Here is a 20,208-nt window from a genome sequence, read left to right as displayed (position 1 = left end):
ATTCATTTTTAATTGATGGTTGACTTCCTGTCGTTTTTAGAAAGTGGCAGACAGGCTGAACGTAAAGGATTTAACAGGTGGCATATTAAGACCGGTCAACAATGTTTCCGGGTCCATACCATTAAATCTTTTAGAGGCAAATACCGCCAGGTTAGATGCTTCCAGTCCTGCAGTAAGGTTCTGCATTCTCAACCGTTTCGCAAACTTCATAAAATTATACTGCAGTACGATATTACGAAGGCGCAGATAAGAGGCATTTATGGTACGCTCATCAGACCTGTTATAGGTTTCGAATGTAGACTTATCAAAGAATCCAAGATTGACGTAGTCATTGATATCATCGCGCAATAATAAGCGGGGAATATTGGTAAATGCCTCATCTCCTTTGGCGCGCCATCTGTAAGCGAAGTCACCATTCGCATTTTTATCATCGCGGTAAATGCTGCTCAATCTTCCGTCCCGGTAGTAATCTGTTTTACGCACTACGTGTCCGGCATTAAATACAAAGGACACGCCCAGCATAAAGTTCTTATACATAAAGTTGGAAGTAAAACCACCGGAATACATTGGGTCTCTGCTACCCTGGTAAACAACGTTGGCGAGATTTCTGTCGCTTTCAGAAAAGCCCAGCACCGTTTTACCGGCAGCATTGCTGTATTGCGCCAGACCTCTGTCATTTAATCCGGTAAACCTGAAAGAATACAATCCGGTAAGTGGCATACCCTTTAAAGGAAAACCTTCCCCAACAGAAGCATCGAATACAGAAGGATTATTACCCTGGTAATCGGATAATACAGTATTCTTATTGTATCCCACATTCACCATACCGGACCAACTGAAGTCGCCGGCTATTTTGATCGGCCGGATATTCACGGATGCCTCAATACCTTCATTCTTCATGTCGGCCCAGTTAAATAGCTTGGTCAAATAACCAGAAGAAGATTGTACCGGTTTATAACCAACGAGGTCAAAATTTTTCCTGGAATAATAGTTGAATGTAACGTCTATCGCATCTTTCAATGTCAGGTCTATACCTGTGCTGAACATATACTCTTTTTCAAATTCCAGGGCCGAATTCTCTGATTCGGTAATATCCACGCCGGTGGCGTTATATGCAGGAAAAGAAGGACGAACGATGTTCGTGTAATAAGCTACCAGGTCGGGGCCTCTGTAACCGGCGTTTCCTCTCAAACCATAAGACACCMGTAATTTTCCGCTGGAAACAACATTATTGAGTCCATTCATAAAATGCTCTTCTCCGAAATTCCAGGCACCACCAATCGCCCAGGTAGGCAGGAATTTGTTGCGGCTGGATCTGCCGGATACGTTGGTCGCATCATTTCTTAACGACGCATCAAAAATATACCTGCCTTTAAAGTTGTAGGAAAGACTGGAGTAATAAGATACTGCGTTCCGGGTAAAGTCATTCACATAGGTAGAAGTACCCTGTAACAGGTTCCTTCCTCCATACATCCGCCTTTCATCATCCGGTAAGTTTGTACTTACCAATAAGCGCTCGTAAGCCAGTGGAGAAGAGGCGAATGTTTTGCTATCGCTTCTGTAACCATAGTTACGTCCGAAGTTGGCGCTTTGTTTGTTTTGCGTTACTTCCATACCACCCATCAATGCCAATTTATGATTCTTGGTTTCAATAGCGGTCCAGTCTAATTGTCCACGGAGAGTATAATACTTTGCGTTGATCGTTTCCTTGTCGAGGATACCTCCTTCCGGCAGTACGGTCTGCGGCAGTTCATAAGAAGGAGATCCGGGCTTTTTATACAGGCGGCTATTTGATTCCAGTATCCGGAAGTCATCGGCTCTGAACTGTTGTGCATAGTTCGAATGCTCGGTCATGATTTCATCCAGCGAGGAATTGGTAAACCTGGTATTAAACAAGGTAGAAGCCTTTAATCTGGGGGTGATCTTGTACTCCAGGTTCAGTTGTGCCGCAAAGTCGGTGCTGCCAAGGTTAACATAGTTATTATCTATTTCCTGCAGGATGTTGAAGTCGGCATACCCCTTTTTGTAGTATTCCAGTTGCCCGTCATCGTCATAAGGTCTGGAAGCCCTGCTGGCATCTCTTGCATAGAGGAAAGGATTTACCTGGGTACCGGGCTGGCGTTGCTCCCTGCGGGCATATTTCAGCATAATTTCCGAAGAGAACTGATTGGTAAACTGAAAGCTGTTGACCAGGTTGGCAGTATATCTTTTCGCAAATTCCCCTCTCGTTTTTCCCGGGTCATCGTAGTAGCTGAAGGAAAGGCGGGTGGAGCTTTTTTCACCGCCCTGGCTAAGGCTGACAGAATGTTGCTGGGTGAAACTGTTTTTATAAAGCACATCAAACCAGTCGGTGTTAACGGTTTTCAGGTCGCGTACCATTTCACGGTATTGTTTCTCAGTGATCTCGCGTCTGTTATAGCGGTTTTGCAATTTTAAATAAGGGCCTGAAGTTTCTGCCGAAAAGTTCTGTAACAGACTTTCATAGATGGTGCCCAATTCGCTGTTGAGTTCTATCTGATCTTTAGAATTAAGTACATCAAAATCAAGGATAGAAGGTTTTAAACTGTAAGTACCGTTGAAGGTATAGTTCACACGCAGGGGGGAATTTTTTCTGGCGCGTTTTGTACTGATAACGATTACTCCATTTACCGCACGCGTACCATACATGGCAGTAGCCGTAGCATCTTTCAGTACCGTAATGTCATCAATATCCTCAGGGTTTACATTGGATAATGCGCTGGCGAGCAGGTTCCTGGCATTACCTGCATACAGTTCAGAGGGAACGATGTTGAGTGGTGCTTCCAGCGGCACCCCATCCAATACCCACAACGGTTCATTGATACCGCTGATAGAGGCGCTTCCCCTTACCCTGATTTTGGGTGCGGTACCAAATACAGCCGACGTATTCTGAATAGCTACACCGGCCACCTGCCCTTGCAGCATTTTATCCAGCGTACCAATGCTGGCCACCTTAACATCTTTGGCCTTTACGGAGGTCGCAGCGCCCGCGTAATCGATTCTCCGCAGTGTCTGGTACCCGGTAATCACCACTTCATCCATCGCCTTCTGATCGGCCAGCGTAATCTGGATGAAAGTAGCATCTGCTGCAACCCGATACTCTCTGGGCTCATATCCAATCATAGATACTATCAGTACCGCACCGGGAGCAAGGCCATTCAATACAAACGTACCTTTCTGATCTGTTACTGTTCCCTGGGACGTTCCTTTCACCTTAATACTGGCGCCCATAAGCACTTCGCCTTTTGTGTTTTTCACCATTCCCCGCAGATCAATTGCGGCGGTATGCATGTTGGCATACCCGACCCTCTCATGGCCGGGTACATTGGCCCGAGAACTGCCAAACACAGTACTGCTGCATAGCAATTGTGCCAAAACTACACAGCATAGGCCGGGAAATTGTGTTGTAGATTTTCTCATAAATTCCGGATATATTTTAGTATAAGAATGAATAGGTAAAGAGGTTGATATGCCGTGTGACAGGGCAACAGAACAGCATAACCTTAAAATAATAGACATAGCTCCGCCACCCGGGCTCATCAGCCCGGAAAATTTGCGCTGGTATCACTAAGTCGTCAGGTCTGGTATATCCTTATTCAGACGCAGCTGTACGGGATCATATACACAAGTCCGGAATTGGATTTACTGATTGTTGGGCTAAAATGTTCATGCATTTTGGTTGACATTTAAATCAATGAATAACGAATATAGGTTTACGTATTACGCAAAAATTCTACTATTTTATGCCGGCGAAACACCTGGCAAAACTGGGTTTACACACTTTGTGCTTCAGGCCCAAAGGACAGATTGCTTAAAAAAAAGTGCAGGTACATCAGAATTATGATGAACAGGCAACTTAGATCTGGTTGAAATACTACAAGAATTGGGTATGTAACTTTACTACATAGGCCATAGGTTTCTTTGTAATTAAATATACAAAAAGGAACGCAATTGAATTTACTTTTATTACAGCAGCGGTAAAGGATTCTTAAATTCCAAACCCTGTTTCCGGTATCAGAACTACCATTTTTTCACTGCCGGTTTAATGCAGGAGCCGCCATTGAACACGACCAAATATCGCATCAGTATGCCCTTATTGGGCAGGAGACCCATTGTGGCGAGAGGAAAGCAGGAAGAGTTATTTTTACGCGTATTATATTTATCAAGATAAAAAAATGTACATAAAAGGTCATCTGTCGGTCCCGGAGGGGACCTCAGTAGCTGATAATAATTGGGGGTGGGAAAACAGGAACAACGTGCTTAACCAAATACATCATCAAAAAAACAGACAAACAACAAAGGACATTMTTCAATGTCCTCTATTGTTTGGTAAACGGATAAACGCTAATACATGGATGAATGATTACTGTTATATTCCAATTGGTGGATGATTGTTTGAAACGTACATCCAAAATACGGAACCATGTATCCTTTAGAATGGCGGAAGGAGTTATGGCAACCTTTTTCCACGACTAGCGCATGCTGGTTCTTTGACCTGATAGATAACGAAGTTTTAAAGTAGCATGTTAACTCCCCTCTTCATTCTATCAATACGTCAATTGACGTACCTGGCCATTGAATAAAAATTTAATTACATATGTTTGGATTCGGGAGCCACAGCAGCAATTCATTATTGCTGTTTTTCTTTTTCGAAGGTTCCTTCCTGGTGGTTGTATTCAATGATATTTTTTTTCTAAAATGGTAAAAGGTGATCGTTTTGGGCTATTTCAGGTATAAAAAATCGCTCAATTCATAGCAAGATATAAGTACTCCGTCAATGGTGAAAATGCCATTTTATAACTGCATTGAAAACAAAACAAAGTGCATCCTCAGGGGCATTTTTCGATACATAACCGTTTGCTTATATGTTTATTCGTATATTTATCGGGCGAAAGGGCGTTTTTACGAATTTTATAAGAGTAGCGGGCCCGGTAGTAAAAACATTCGTTCCTATTAAGCATAATATGTTCCTATATTTTCGTTATTTTAATAGTCATCAGAAAGCAAACCCGGTAGTGTGCAGACTATTAATACTATTCCTACTATTCCTCGGTACCGCGGCATATTGCCAGGAACCATCACATACCCAGTATACCATTAAAGATGGTTTGCCCGGGGCTGTCGTATATCATGCGCTCCAGGATAAAAACGGCTTTATATGGTTTGCGACCAACCAGGGCGTGAGCCGGTTTGACGGCAGATCATTTAAAAATTTCTCCAAAGAAAATGGCCTGCCCGACAACGAAATCCTCCGGCTATACCTCGATAGACATAACAATATGTGGTTTATCTCCATATCCGGAATCCCCTCGGTATGCTATAACGGCACCATACAAAGTTTGAATGATTGCAAAGGTGTTTTCTCTATCACGGAAGATCTCCAGAGCGACTCTATTTTCCTCAACGCCAGTAATACACAGGGAGTCAACCTGCATAGCGGTCGTTACTCATCGCTCAACAAAACCGGCGCATGGCGGTTTACCTATCAATCTTTCGGCACTGGATATGCCCCCTGCTGGATTCCTCAACTGAATGCATCCTCCGAAAAAAAAATCAATTTCTACTTCTCGCTGGCAGATTACGATAACTATAAAATCACTATAAAAAGTAATACCAAAACCACTACCTGCACCTTCCCCTATAAACGTATGGATGGATATTTCCCCATCAACATAAAATTCCTGCATACCTTCAATCCCAGGAAAGGATCACTCCTATTCCTCTCGGATGTCTTCTATGAAGCAGATAGCCTGGGACTAAAAAAAATCTGTACGATTAAGTCTCTCCAGCTGGAATATCGCGACATAAACGCGATTTTCTGCGAAAATGACAGCATCCTGTGGTGCTGTACCAGGAACAGAGGCCTCCTCAGGATAACAAATTTCCAGTCCCCCAACCGGAGCATCAAAACTTTTTTCCCAAAAACTTTCTGCACATCAATATTAAAAGACCATGAAGGGGGGTATTGGGTTACCACCTATAACGATGGCGTATATTACCTGCCCAATCTGAACGCATACTATTTATCAGGGTTACAGAACCTGGCAGCTAAAGACGTAAAAACCATCAGGGTCATTGATAAACAACGCGTGGTAGCTGGTTTTACAAATGGAAGCATCATCGAAGTCAACCTGGCCGATTTAAAAAGTAAAGCATATTCCCGGTGGAACAACGCCAATACCAACAACCGGATCATGGACATCCAGCCCTATGGCAAAGATCAGCTGATGATCGCCAGCGATTACGGTCTTCATACACTTAGTTCCCGTGATATCTGTAAAACAGTGTTCCTGGGTATCAGTTTAAAGGGGGCTTTTGTGATGCCTGATACCTCCATCGCGCTTGCAAGCGGTTCCTGCATCTATATCTATAATCCCTATAATAAGACCGCGAGAACCATTTTTTCCAATAGAACTACCTGCGTCAGCGGAATGAACAACACCCTATACTGGGGGGCTCTGAATGGTGTATATGCCTATACCAATGATTCACTCCATTACCTGGGGAAAAAATATCCGCAACTGAGTGGTATCATCAATCGTATCAACATTGCCCCGGATTCAGCTATCTGGATCTCCACCCAGCAAGGTGTAAGCATATTAAAAAACGAACACCTGACTACTATCGGGAAAGAACAGGGATTAGTGAGCGATATGTGTAAAGATGTCCTTTTTGAAGGCAATACAGCGTGGATATCAACCGACCGGGGGATATCCCGGGTAGCTTACCATTGGGACCACGATACCCCTGTTTATACAACTTCCAGCATCACAGAAAATGATGGCCTTATTTCTTCAGACGTAAATCAGATTGCTATCAGTGGCCAGTACATATGGGCGGCAACTGCCAGCGGCATTTGTTTTATCTCAAAAAATTCGGCTTCACACAACATGCTGAATCCTCTCATCAATATTAATACCGTGGTAAGAGGAAGTGAGACGATAGTGCCCTCAGACACCATTGCCATAGATTATAAGAAAAATAAACTACGCATAGAACTATCCGGTATCTCTTTCCGGAGTGGCAAACAAACCACTTTCGAATACAGATTTAAAAACCTGGATAGCAACTGGGCCAGTACGGCTACTGATGTACTGGAATTTTCGACTTTACCTTTTGGCATTCATACCTTTGAAGTACGGGCTGTAGACCGTTGGGGCAATAAAAGTAATCCGGTTAAAAGAATGACAATTTCTGTTATACCTCCATTCTGGAAAACATTCTGGTTCATTTTATGTACTTATCTTTTCACTGCCATCCTGATAGGCTGCGCTGTTTATATTTATTTCCGGATACAACAGCGTAAGAAAGATAAAGTATACCAGATCAAAAAAGGAATGGCCGAATTAGAAATGAAGGTACTGCGGGGACAAATGAACCCCCATTTCATTTTTAATTGTTTAGGATCAATACAACATCATATATTACGCGCCGATACCGCAAATGCCAATTTATATCTATATAAATTTTCAAAACTGATAAGAAATATCCTACAATATAGCATTGCTGCCGACATCACGCTGGCAGAGGAATTAGAAATTCTGGAACTCTACCTGGATTTGGAAAAAGTACGCCTGGGTGAACGGATGAACTATGTGGTAGAAGTGGCTGCTGATCTCGATCCTACGGATATCAGCATCCCATCTATGATCATTCAGCCTTATGTAGAGAATGCAATTAAACATGGCATCACCCCCCTGGAGGATAAACAGGGGAATATCATCATCAGTTTCAGCAAGGTAAATAATTACCTCGTATGCACGATTGATGATGATGGTATTGGCATGAATGCCTCCATAGCCGCTCACAAAACCAGTTTCCCCGGCTATATATCGTTAGGTACCGGTATTACCAAAAGCCGTATCGATATCATCAATGCTATTCAAAAAGATAAAATATTGCTGGCAACATCGGACAAAGGAATAAACAACACTTCCGCACACGGTACTACTGTTCGTGTATCGTTTCCGATATTAAATGATTAGTTATGACCATACAAACCATTCTGATTGAAGATGATGAAAAAAACAGACAGGTAGTCAGTGACCTGATCAAGCAGTTTGCGCCCGATGTGGAAATATGCGGAACAGCAGGCCATGTTAAAAAAGCAGTACAACTGATTGAAAATAAAGCACCACAACTCGTTTTTATGGACATCCAGATTGCTGATGGTACCGGCTTTGATGTGCTGCGTAAATTGTCTTCCCGCAACTTTGAACTGATCTTTATCACTGCATTCGACAACTACGCCATCAAAGCATTTAAATTTGCAGCCGTTGATTATTTACTAAAACCGCTTGGTATGAATGAATTCAAAGATGCACTCGACCGGGCAAGAACCAGAATAAATGAAAAATCCAGGCATCAGCACATCGATACCCTGCTGCACAATATGATCCAACAAAGTAGCCAGGACAGAAAAATCAGTATCGCTACGGTTACCGGGTATGAATTCATGGATCTGAAAGACATCATCTGGTGCCAGTCTGAAGGAAGCTATACTATTTTTCACCTGGCCAATAATACCAAAATTATTTCCTCCCGCAGCCTGGGATACTATGAAAGTCTGCTCAGCGCAAATAATTTTTGCCGTATACATCAATCCACTATCATCAACCTGCGCTTCATCAAAAGCTATATCAAAGGAAAAAGCGGATACGTAACCATGTCAAACGGCATCAAACTGGAAATTTCCCAACGACGCAAAAATGATTTTCTGAATACATTATAAAAGATGGCAACAGCAAACCATCCCACATCATCTTTACATCGCTGATGTAATAATCGGTATCCATTTACGGATAAAGGCCTCGTCTACCCAACCTATCCAGCTAGCCTGCCCATCAGCAGCCTCTCATGAGCAACGGTAAATGCCCGCAAGATCCCTCGCCGGCTTGCAGGGCCCTCATTTCTTCCCCCCAAACCATACCGCCTGATTACCCGGAACAGGATGGTACAGGATGATCAAAAAGAATTAGTTCTTTATTTTGCTAACACTTTCTTCGCAAAAAGTAATAGTAAATTAAAAAACCAGTAGCAACCAAACATGTTATGTAAGGTGTAAGGAAACAAAATTCTTCTTTTCCTTCACTGCTCAAATTAGACGCGCATTGTGCTGAATCGATTTATCAAGGCATTTTATTCATCAACAACCAATAATCTTATGTAGTACCACTATGCAACCAATCAATATGCAGTGATGCTACTGGCTTATCGTCGGCAATCTTATCATTCAGCATCAGGCATGCTTTAATCCTATTGTCGGTTTGACTTCCGGCAGCTTTTGTACCGGCGGAAATGCCGGTAATGAGTTGCCATCGTTCCAAACCGACCTGGAAAAGGAATGCCCGTTAACATCCGATCAACCAGAATTCAATAGCACGGTATTATAGAAACAACCGTATCCCGGTACTTAAAGCAACACAATAATCATTCACTCTTTTCAAACCTGTAAATAGCTTAACGCTATGAAGAATTCTACGTTCAGAAAGAAAACATTTTTTCTTCCCCTATTCTGGTATGGACTATTTAACAAGCGGCACTTCCTGATAACTGCGCTGTTATTATCCGGGGGCCTTTCATTAGCACAGCAGCGTGTCATCATTACCGGTATCGTTGCTTCGTCAGACGATAACTCCCTTATCCCTGGCGTAACAGTACAGGTACTCGGCACCAAAAAAGGCACCACTACCAACGAAAAAGGTAAATACTTCCTGGAGGCCAATCCCGGCGACTCCCTGGTGTTCCGTTACATCGGCTTTGTGGAAAAGCATGTGAAAGTAGGTAACCAGTCCACCATTAATATTACCCTGCAGTCGATATCCAGTCAGCTGAAAGATGTGGTGGTAGTGGCCTTTGGTACAAAGAAAAGAAGCGACATGGTAGGATCAGTCACCACCATTAAACCATCGGATCTTAAAATACCATCCAGCAATCTCACCACCGCACTGGCAGGCCGCGCAGCAGGGGTAATCGCCTTTCAGCGAAGTGGTGAACCTGGCCTGGACAATGCACAGTTTTTTATCCGCGGTGTTACCACCTTCGGGTATAAAAAAGATCCTTTAATTCTGATAGATGGGGTGGAATTAACGACCACCGATCTGGCCCGGTTGCAGGTAGATGATATCTCCAGCTTTTCTATCCTGAAAGATGCCAGTGCCACCGCCCTGTATGGATCAAGAGCAGCAAACGGCGTGATCATGGTCACCACCAAACAGGGCGCTGTTGGAAAAGCCAAGCTGGCTTTCCGCATAGAAAATTCACTCTCGGCGCCTACCAAAAATATTGAGTTGGCCGACCCGGTGACCTATATGAAACTGGCCAATGAAGCCGTACTTACCCGCGATCCCCTCGGCGCACTTCCCTATAGCGAAGAAAAAATAGATAATACAGCGGCAGGCACCAACCCTACTGCTTATCCCGCCAATGATTGGAGAAAGCAGATGTTTAAAGACTATACCATGAACCAGCGGTTAAACCTGAGTGTGAGTGGTGGCGGTGGCGTGGCYAGGTATTTCGTATCCGGCGCTTATAACCGGGACAATGGACTCATGAAAGTAGACAACCGGAATAATTTCAATAACAATATCCGCTTAAGCAGCTATAGCCTCCGCTCAAACGTGAATATAAACCTGACGAACAGCACCGAAATGGTCGTTCGCCTGAGTGGCAACTTCGATGATTATACAGGCCCGGTAGATGGCGGCGCCAGCATGTACCAGAAGGTGATGAGATCCAACCCGGTACTGTTCCCCGCGTATTACCCGGCAGATGAAGACCATAAATTTGTGAAGCATATCATGTTTGGAAATTATGATGAAGGACAATACATAAATCCTTACGCCGAAATGGTGAAAGGATATAAAGATTATTCCCGCTCCCTCATGCTGGCACAAATTGAACTGAAACAAAACCTGAAATCCATCACCCCCGGGCTGGCAGCCAGCGGCATGATCAATACCAACAGAACGTCTTATTTCGATGTAAGCCGTTTCTACAATCCTTTCTGGTACGAGATGGATGCGTATGATAAATTATCTAACAAGTATTTTATTACCAATACCAACCCCAATGATGGTACGGAGTACCTGGGTTATAGAGAAGGAGATAAAACCATCAGCACCTCTCTTTACCTGGAATCAAGATTGAATTATGATCGCTCATTTAATAAAAGCTCGGTGAGTGGTATGCTGGTATTTATGTTACAAAACCGGTTAAATGCCAATGCAGGAGATCTGCAGCAATCGCTCCCGTTCAGGAATGTGGGATTATCCGGCAGGGCCAGTTACGACTATGATAAACGCTATTTTGCAGAAATCAATTTCGGCTATAATGGGTCCGAACGTTTTKATAAAAATAACCGCTTCGGCTTCTTCCCGTCCGTAGGACTTGCCTGGACCGTATCCAACGAAAAATTCTTTGAACCATTTAAAACAGTCGTCTCCAATCTGCGACTGAGAGGCACTTACGGCATCATAGGAAATGATGCAATCGGCTCCCCGCAGGACCGGTTCTTTTATTTATCGAACGTAAATATGAACGATGGTGGCAGAGGTGCTGCCTTTGGGCGTGATCCGGGGAATATGTACCAGCTGAATGGTATCTCTATCTCCCGTTATGCCAACCCGAACATTACCTGGGAAACTTCCAAACAAAAGAATGTTGCGTTGGAACTGGGCCTGTTTAATAAATTAAATATTACCGCTGAATATTTTTCCCAATACCGGGATCATATCCTGATGACCCGTACCATTCCGGAAGCCGCCGGTTTCGCTGTGCCTGTCAAGGCCAATGTGGGTGTTGCCACAGCAGGAGGCGTTGATATTTCTATGGACTATAAACAGTTTTTTAAACAGGATTTCTGGGTGTCTGTAATGGGCAACTTTACTTATGCCACCAGTAAATATAAAAATTATGAAGAACCAAAGTATGATGAATCCTATCGCTATCATACCGGTTATTCTCTTAACCAGACATTTGGTTATATCGCGGAAAAATTATTTGTAGATGATGCCGAAGCCGCAAACTCGCCCAAACAAAACTTTGGCCGGTATGGTGGTGGAGATATCAAATACCTGGACGTAAACCGGGATGGTCAGATCACAGAAGCAGATAAAGTGGCCATCGGTAATCCTACCGTACCAGAAATAGTATACGGTTTTGGTTTCTCCATGGGATATAAGAATATAGATTTTTCTGCTTTCTTCCAGGGATTAGACAATGAATCCTTCTGGATAGATCCGGAAGCTACCTCTCCTTTCGCTTCCTATAAATATGCTGGTGAAAACATCAACAACACACTGCAGAATCAACTGCTAAAAGCCTATGCCGATGACCACTGGTCAGAAGATCGCCAAAACGTATACGCGCTTTGGCCCCGACTCAGTCCTGATATCAGCCGGAACAATGCACAAACCAGCACCTGGTTTATGCGCAATGGCTCATTTCTGCGGTTGAAACAAGTTGAACTCGGCTACACGCTTCCCAACAGATGGCAGAAGAAATTACACACCACCACCTGCCGCATTTATGTTAATGCCACCAACCTGTTAAACTTCAGCTCATTCAAATTATGGGATGTGGAAATGGGAGGAAATGGCCTGGGATACCCGGTTCAACGGGTATTTAACATAGGTCTCAACCTGAACTTCAATTAATAACAACCACCTGCCGGCAATGTGATAACCGGCTGTTGTTAATAACGTAAAATAAAAAGCACCATGAAAGATAATATAACGATAAGGGCGCTCCTGTTATTTATTTTATTCGCATGTAATTCCTGCGCGAAATTCCTGGATGTGGTACCGGATAATGTGGCCACCCTCGACAACGCCTTTACTACCCGCATAGAAGCGAAGAAATATTTATTTACCTGCTATTCCTATATCCCCAGGAACGGTGACCTCGGTGACGATCCTGCCATGGTAGGCGGCGACGAATTATGGCGCTTCTCTACTGAAGGCGGCTTCTTTAGCATGGCCATGGGATTGCAGAATGTAGTGGGACCGCTGGGCGACCGATGGGGATTCTATCTCAGGGCCATCCGCGACTGTAATATCTTCCTCGAAAATATCGCCAAAGTACCCGATCTGAAAGAGGAAGAAAGAAAACGCTGGATAGCAGAAGTGAAGTTTCTAAAAGGCTATTATAACTTCTACCTGGTAATGATGTATGGGCCCATTCCTTTAATGAAAACCAATGTGCCCATCAATGCCGATGGCAGCGACATCAAACTGTCCCGCTCACCGGTAGACTCCTGCTTCGATTATGTGCTGCAAATGATAGACGAAGCCACCCCCGACCTGCCCGCCACTATTATAGACCCTGCCAATGAACTGGGTCGAGTTACCATGCCTATTGCGCTGTCTGTAAAAGCAAAAGTAATGGTGTATGCCGCCAGTCCCCTGTTTAATGGCAATAGCGATGAAGCCGTACTTAAAAACCGTGACGGTACCCTCTTGTTCAATCCCACCTTTTCCAAAGCAAAATGGGATGCCGCTGCGGCAGCTTGTAAAAAAGCCATAGATGCCTGTCACCAGGTTGGCATGAAACTCTATAAATACCGCCCGGACTTTCAACAGTTCAACCTTTCTGATACCATTATGACCCAGCTAAGCATCCGCAATGCATTTTGTGAGAGATGGAACAGCGGCATTATCTGGGCTAATACACAAACCAATTCCACCGGCTTTCAGCAACTGATCACTACCTATATAGATCCGGGTAACCGGGATATCACCGCTGTGAAAGGCCAGCTATCACCGCCCCTGCAGATGGCGGAACTGTTTTATTCCAATCATGGTGTACCCATTGCAGAAGATAAAAGCTGGGATTATGCCAATCGCTTTAACCTGAAAGTAGCCGGCGAAGCGGATAAATTTCATGTGTGGAAAGGCTATACCACTGCCTATTTAAACTTTAACAGGGAACCACGGTTCTATGCTGATTTAGGTTTTGATGGTGGTCTTTGGTACGGACAAGGGCGTTACGATGACAAAAACTACAACGACCTCTTTTACCTGGAAGGTAAATACAGGCAAAGAAACGGTTTTGGTAAACCTGGCTACGGCTCGATTACCGGCTACTACCTGAAAAAGGCCGTTCATTATCAGAACGTAATAGGAAGAGGAAACGACTACTCTATTACTTCCTATTCCTGGCCTATCATGCGGTTATCCGGTTTGTATCTTTTATATGCCGAAGCATTAAATGAATCGCAGGGGCCGGGCGGAGAAGTGAATAATTACCTGAACCTGGTACGCGAACACGCAGGACTGGCATCCGTTGAAACCTCCTGGTCTACCTGGTCCAACAATCCTGTTAAATACACTTCACAAAGAGGCATGCGCGATATTATCCACCAGGAAACGCTGATTGAGCTGGCATTTGAAGGCCAACGCTTCTGGGATCTCCGCCGCTGGAAAGAAGCACAATCCGTGCTCAACAGACCGATAAAAGGATGGGATCTGATACAGGAAACAGCGTCTGGCTACTATCGGCCCAAAACGATCTTCAATCAAACATTTGCATTAAAAAATTATTTCTGGCCGATCAGTGAAGGTTCCCTCTCCACAGATAAAAGCCTGGTACAAAACCTTGGTTGGTAATATCACCGGATAAAAAATAAGGACATGAAACAACTACAGTATATCATCGTATTCCTCTTCCTCTTTGCTGCCGGCTGGTCCTGCAAAAAAGAAAGCAGGATAAACTACACGGATGGAAATGCCCCCGCCCCTGCCCCCGTTACCAATGTAAAGGTGACCGTAAGTCCGGGCGCTGCTATACTTACCTACAAACTCCCCACAGACCCGCAATTGTCTTATGTAAAAGCAGTATATGAAATGCAGCCAGGTGTTTTCAGGGAAGCTAAAGCATCTTATTATACCGATACCCTGCACCTGATTGGATTTGGTGATACCCTCGTACATAAAGTGCAACTATTCAGTGTTGGCAAAAATGAAAAAGCATCGGCGCCGGTGGAACTGTTAGTGAAACCATTACGGCCACCTGTGCTCTCTACTTTTTCTTCTATCACCATGAACGCTACTTTTGGCGGCATACAAATATCTTTCCGGAACGATGCCAAAGATAATCTGGCCATCGCACTGATGCTGGATTCTACGGGGCAAAACACCTGGACTACCGTAAACACATTTTATACCGGCGCGCCATTAGGCACCTATTCTGTAAGAGGATTTGATACCACGGTTAAAAAATTTGCGGTCTTTGTAAGAGACCGGTGGAGCAACAGATCTGATACCTTAATCAAATCCCTGAAGCCTGTTTATGAAGAGTTAATTCCTAAAACTACCTGGAGCGCACTACGCCTGCCTACCGACAGTTGGTTACAGGCGGAAGGCTACAGGCTGGAACAACTGTGGGATAATAATATCCGCAGCATATTTGCATCTACCAACCAGTCTGTACTACCACAGTGGGTGACGATCGATCTGGGCAAAAAGGTAGTGCTAAGCCGCCTGGTGGAACATCAGCAGGAAGCCGATCACTTTTATGCAGGTTCTGCTGTCAAGAAATTTGAAGTATGGGGTTCAAATGATCCCAGTCCTGATGGCAGCTGGGAGCACTGGGAACTGCTGGGTAGCTTCAACTCTTTTAAACCTTCCGGACTGCCTTTAGGACAAACAACGGAAGAAGATAAAAACTACGCCTGGTTTAAGGGCGAAGATTTTTCTTTCAATCGCCTGTTGCCGGCAATACGTTATATCCGCTTTAAAACCCTGGAAACTTACAGTATGTCCGGACAGGTGGTGATGGCAGAAATAGACCTCTGGGGACAACAGGTACCTTAACATTTTTTTTAAATTAAAAAGAAGCAGATGAAAAACATCTTTTATTATACCTCGATAATATCCATCATGCTGGTGATGCTGACCGCCTGCAAAAAAATGGACAGTACCTATAAAAACTTTGTAGTACCGGATGGCATTGTTTATCCCGGGAAAGCGAATAGTCCGGTAGCAAATGCCGGCCGTAACAGGGTGAAGATTTCCTGGCTGAGAGGCGCAGATCCAACCCTCACAAGTGCGAAGATCTTCTGGAATAATTATGGGGATTCTGCTGTAGTAAATATTCCTCCCACCGGAGATACGATTAGTTACACCATTAATAATTTACCGGAAAAAAGTTATTCGTTCGTCATTAAAACCTATGACACCAAAGGACGTGTTTCTGTACCGGTAGAACTATTTGGTGCGAGCTACGGAGAAGTATACCAGTCCAGCCTCCTGAGCCGCCCGGTAGATGCAGGTATCCTGTATGCAGATTCCATCGTAGTGAAATGGGGTGGGGCTGATATATCAAACGGCGCATATGCTACAGATGTAAAATATATCACCGTGGCAGGTATTACGCAGGTAAAGCGCTTCCCGGCCAGCAATGCAACATCCACTATTACGGATATGAAAGCCGGGGTAACCTATCAGTACCGGACAGTTTACCTTCCTGATTCATTAAGTATTGATACCTTCTATACGGACTATGTAACCAGTAAACCCTTTTTATTTAGTCCTAAGAACTGGCGCATCATAGATTTTTCCAGTCAACATCCCGGTGATGAAAACCTCGTTGCCAATGTCATTGATGGAAGTCCTAATACACGCTGGCATGCATGGGTAGGTAATTCCAGCTATCCGCATTTCTTTGTGGTAGACATGGGCATACTCCACACCATTACCTCGTTTACATTATACCGGAAAACAGATGATGACAGAGCCTGTGACACCTTTAAGCTGCTGACAAGTACCGATAATGTCAACTGGACCGATCTCGGTACTTTTAACTTCAACCGTACCATTAACGATGGGCAATCCTATGAAATACCCACTCATCCCACCGCGAGATATTTTAAACTCATCGGGTTGAGTGGTCCTCAGACTTATATTGTTTTAGGAGATATCAGTGCGTTTGGTTTTTAACAGGGATTACTGATACTAAAAAGGCTGTCATCTTACCGTTGCTGTGAAAAAATATGCAATGGTAAGATGACAGCCTTTTTATTGTTTCTCTTTCGTCGCCTGCTTTCTTTTTACTTTATCTCTTTCATTACTTCCTGAACGATGGTCACCGGCCCCATTAAACCGGATTCAAGCAGCGGTGAGTCTGCCTTATAAGGTTGATAACTGGCGAAGGTATGCCTTCCACTTGTGCGCGGCTGATTTTTCAACAGCCATTGCGGCCACTGCTCATTCACTACCCCATCAAATGGCTTTTTCTCGTCTCCGATTAACCGGTTAGGCCAGAGATTGGCCACTTCGATGATAAGCTCATTATCTTTTTCTTTCACCACATCGGAGATATCAATTCTCCAGGGAGCTGTCCATAACACGCCCAGATCCTTTCCATTTACGATAATCCTGCCCATATGCTTTATGTTCCCTACATCAAGATACAGCGGCGATACGCCTTTCATTTTATTGACTGATGTCAGGTCAAATTTTTTGTGGTAAGATGCGATACCCGAATAGTATTTAATACCCTCATCACTATTTTTAGTCCAGTCTGATAATTCGTGAAATACCGTATGTGCCGGCCCTCCCCATTTTGGATCGAAATATACCTCCCATGAACCATCTAACGTCAGTAGTGTACTGAGCATCGTCTCTTTGTGAATCCCGGAGGGTAGCCATTTATTCTCTTTTGAAAATAATAAAAAGCAACTTTCATAAGCAGCTAACTGCAAAGGAACAGTGGTGCTATACTGATCCATTTTAAATTCATACAATGGACTTATCTTTCCGGTAACTGCGTTCCATAATTCAGGAGCGCCTTTTATTGTTCTAAACTGCGCGAGTATCTTAATGGGCTTATCGGTGGTGTTAGATACAAAATAAAGATCCCGGTTTTCTTCGGTTCTATGTGTATATCGCACCGGCCCATTGGCCTGAAAATCTTCCTGCAATCCTTTTGACCTTAATATGGCGGCAGTTTCTTCGTAAAAAGGATAAAGATGATCCATCTGTTTGCTGATCGCTCCTCCCCAAATCACCTGGCCTTTTCCATAACTCCTGTAGGTTATTGCCATGGGTGGATCCAGTGCACCCCATATTGTTTTACTTAACAACACCACTTTACGATCGCAATCCGGATAATCCACCAGGCTGGGAGACCTTAATGGCGGGCTCCCCACCACAGTAGCTCCCTGCTTTATCAGCTCACCAATTTTAGTAAGTAGTTGCGGCGTCATAGATGAATAGGCAGGCAAAACCAGTAGCTGATAAGTAGCTCCACCGGGGAAAACAACCTGGTGCTGCTTCACGGCAGCCTTCATTAATTGTCCCGGAGAGCAGCCATCAAAATTGTACCCCCTGCGGTCTCCGATCACATCACCCAGAACAGCCGATGCCGGCGGTACGAAAACAAGTGGTGATCCCTCGGGGGTAAGATACAATACATCCGCAACGGTACGTCCTTGCTGTAAAAGATACTGACAGCGGCTAACGTAAGTATGATAAGCATCTGCCATTGGCCACCAGGTCTGACTACGGTCCCAGTGAACACCATATGGTCCCATTGTGGCGCCAGGTTTAAGCGAGTCCGGAAGAAACTGATTCTGGAAAGTATGATAAACGAAACGATTGATACCAGCCGCAAATGCCCAATCACCCTGATTCTTCATAGAACCCGGATATTGTTTCCATGCTTCATTGTCCTGGGCCGTAAATGCTTCAGCGGGAACAAGGGACTTGCCCATTACATGCGCAATAGAGGTAGCTTCAATAACACTATAGGTAGCATTAAACCCAAAACCTTTGCTCCAGAATTCAGCCATCGGAACATCTGCCACCGCCCCCAGTTCCAGGTCTGCTGTTGGATTCATATCATAGGGTTCGATAGATAAAGACAACTGGTGGCGATGGGCGTAACGCTTAACATGCTGCGCATGATTTTCCAACACCAGTTCCTGCGCAGTCTGACGGAGGTCCCATAAAAAGCGTTCACTTTCTTCCAGGCTCCCAACAATATTACCGGAATAAACCGGGAAATATTTTAGTGGGTCGTAGCCTCTTCTCTTCCTGAACTCTTTTCTAAAGTTTGACGTCCAGTTTTGCGCGCCCATCTCCCAACTGTCCATATGCAACCGCTTTAATCCACCCCTCTCCTGCTTTTGTATGGCACCAATCTTATCCAACAGCTTTCCTACATAAGCATGGAGGTGGTTGTTTAAAGCAATGGTATCAAACTTGTCTGATTCAAAACCCAAACCAGGAACAGGTGCGGGACGGGTAATTGCGCCATTGTTTCTACTGCCGAAGCGCATCACTATCCATTTACCGGGGGGCGGCGACCAGTTGAGCGTCCCATCTGCCTGCATTTTATTAGTCAGATCCAGGATTTCATGCTTTTGTATCGCTGCATTTTTATGATCCGCTGCATCCGAAGGAGACGAAAGCTGCGGTCTTACGGTACCGGAGCTGTAAGGTGCCCGGTAATAAAGTGCCTTTTCTTCATAATCAGCTATTGATGTTTGCTCTTCTCTCAGCGGGAAAGCTAAAACGGCTACATCTTTATAATAATTCAACCAATCTCTCTTCACTTCAGCGGTTAAATTTCCTTCTCCAAAAAACGGTGGCTTAGGCATGGGTACCGGTAAAACAATTGGCTGATGATCTGTTGTGGATACCGTCACCCTGCTGGATACCAGGTGCTGCATTGATTCCGCTGCCTTCACCCAGGGCCCTCCACTCCCCGTCCATCCAGGTCCAATGCCCAGTGTAATTTCTATACCTAAACGGCGTGCTTCTTTTTCAGCATGAACAAAAAGTGATGTCCAGGAATTACTCAAAAAATCAACAGGGCCTCTCGGAATACCAACATTCACTTCCAGGAAAATCAGGTTACCTATACCTGCTTTCTTCATAGACGCAAGATCCTTTGTAATCGTTTCTGCAGACATATTACCGTCCATAAAATACCAATATACACCTGGCTTATATGCATCAGCCGGACGAATAAAACCAGCTCTTAAATCTTTTACCTGCGCATCTGCATGCAACAGGATGCAAGAGATATAAAGAAAGCTTACGAGGAATTTCGCTGTCATGCTTTGTTGATTTGTTGATCTCACAGCAAAGGTACTCAGTGGCTTAGGCTATAAATAGCTATATTTGACATTAAAATAGTTCAATATGGTATTACTATTTTAGGTTACACCATCAGGGAACAACTTAC

The 20,208-nt window shown here is 44.1% G+C and carries 9 protein-coding genes; 6 read left to right on the top strand and 3 right to left on the bottom strand.

The window, feature by feature from the left end:
* Positions 1-36: 36 nt before the first annotated feature.
* On the bottom strand, positions 37-3,438 hold the full coding sequence (locus AC1DCV_RS33445; RefSeq protein ID WP_477027248.1) for a SusC/RagA family TonB-linked outer membrane protein: 3,402 nt from the start codon (positions 3,436-3,438) through the stop codon (positions 37-39).
* Between the two features lie 1,445 nt (positions 3,439-4,883).
* Between AC1DCV_RS33445 and AC1DCV_RS33440 the strand changes: the two genes are divergently transcribed.
* A complete protein-coding gene (locus AC1DCV_RS33440) occupies positions 4,884-8,003 on the top strand; it encodes a sensor histidine kinase (protein ID WP_477027247.1) in 3,120 nt (1,039 codons plus the stop codon).
* Positions 8,004-8,005: 2 nt separating this feature from the next.
* Positions 8,006-8,749: a LytR/AlgR family response regulator transcription factor gene (locus AC1DCV_RS33435; RefSeq protein WP_477027246.1), complete on the top strand. Its 744-nt coding sequence runs from the start codon at positions 8,006-8,008 to the stop codon at positions 8,747-8,749.
* Between the two features lie 430 nt (positions 8,750-9,179).
* Here the strand turns inward: AC1DCV_RS33435 and AC1DCV_RS33430 are convergent, their stop codons facing one another.
* Complete coding sequence (locus AC1DCV_RS33430; protein WP_477027245.1) at positions 9,180-9,344, bottom strand: hypothetical protein; 165 nt, start codon at positions 9,342-9,344, stop codon at positions 9,180-9,182.
* Between the two features lie 141 nt (positions 9,345-9,485).
* Between AC1DCV_RS33430 and AC1DCV_RS33425 the strand changes: the two genes are divergently transcribed.
* The 4 genes from AC1DCV_RS33425 (at position 9,486) to AC1DCV_RS33410 (ending at position 16,955) form a co-directional block, all read left to right on the top strand.
* On the top strand, positions 9,486-12,674 hold the full coding sequence (locus AC1DCV_RS33425; protein ID WP_477027244.1) for a SusC/RagA family TonB-linked outer membrane protein: 3,189 nt from the start codon (positions 9,486-9,488) through the stop codon (positions 12,672-12,674).
* 63 nt (positions 12,675-12,737) lie between these two features.
* The gene (locus AC1DCV_RS33420) at positions 12,738-14,624 is read left to right on the top strand and encodes a RagB/SusD family nutrient uptake outer membrane protein (RefSeq protein ID WP_477027243.1); all 1,887 of its coding nucleotides are present in this window, start codon (positions 12,738-12,740) and stop codon (positions 14,622-14,624) included.
* 24 nt (positions 14,625-14,648) lie between these two features.
* Positions 14,649-15,830, top strand: a complete 1,182-nt coding sequence (locus AC1DCV_RS33415; protein ID WP_477027242.1) for a DUF5000 domain-containing lipoprotein — start codon at positions 14,649-14,651, stop codon at positions 15,828-15,830.
* A gap of 27 nt (positions 15,831-15,857) precedes the next feature.
* Positions 15,858-16,955, top strand: coding sequence for a DUF4998 domain-containing protein (locus AC1DCV_RS33410; protein WP_477027241.1), 1,098 nt, complete (start codon positions 15,858-15,860; stop codon positions 16,953-16,955).
* Between the two features lie 110 nt (positions 16,956-17,065).
* Here the strand turns inward: AC1DCV_RS33410 and AC1DCV_RS33405 are convergent, their stop codons facing one another.
* Positions 17,066-20,080, bottom strand: a complete 3,015-nt coding sequence (locus AC1DCV_RS33405; protein WP_477027240.1) for a glycosyl hydrolase — start codon at positions 20,078-20,080, stop codon at positions 17,066-17,068.
* Between the last annotated feature and the right edge of the window lie 128 nt (positions 20,081-20,208).

The sequence above is a fragment of the Chitinophaga sp. 10T418 genome (assembly GCF_056394125.1).
This window is presented reverse-complemented; position numbering and strand designations above follow the sequence as displayed.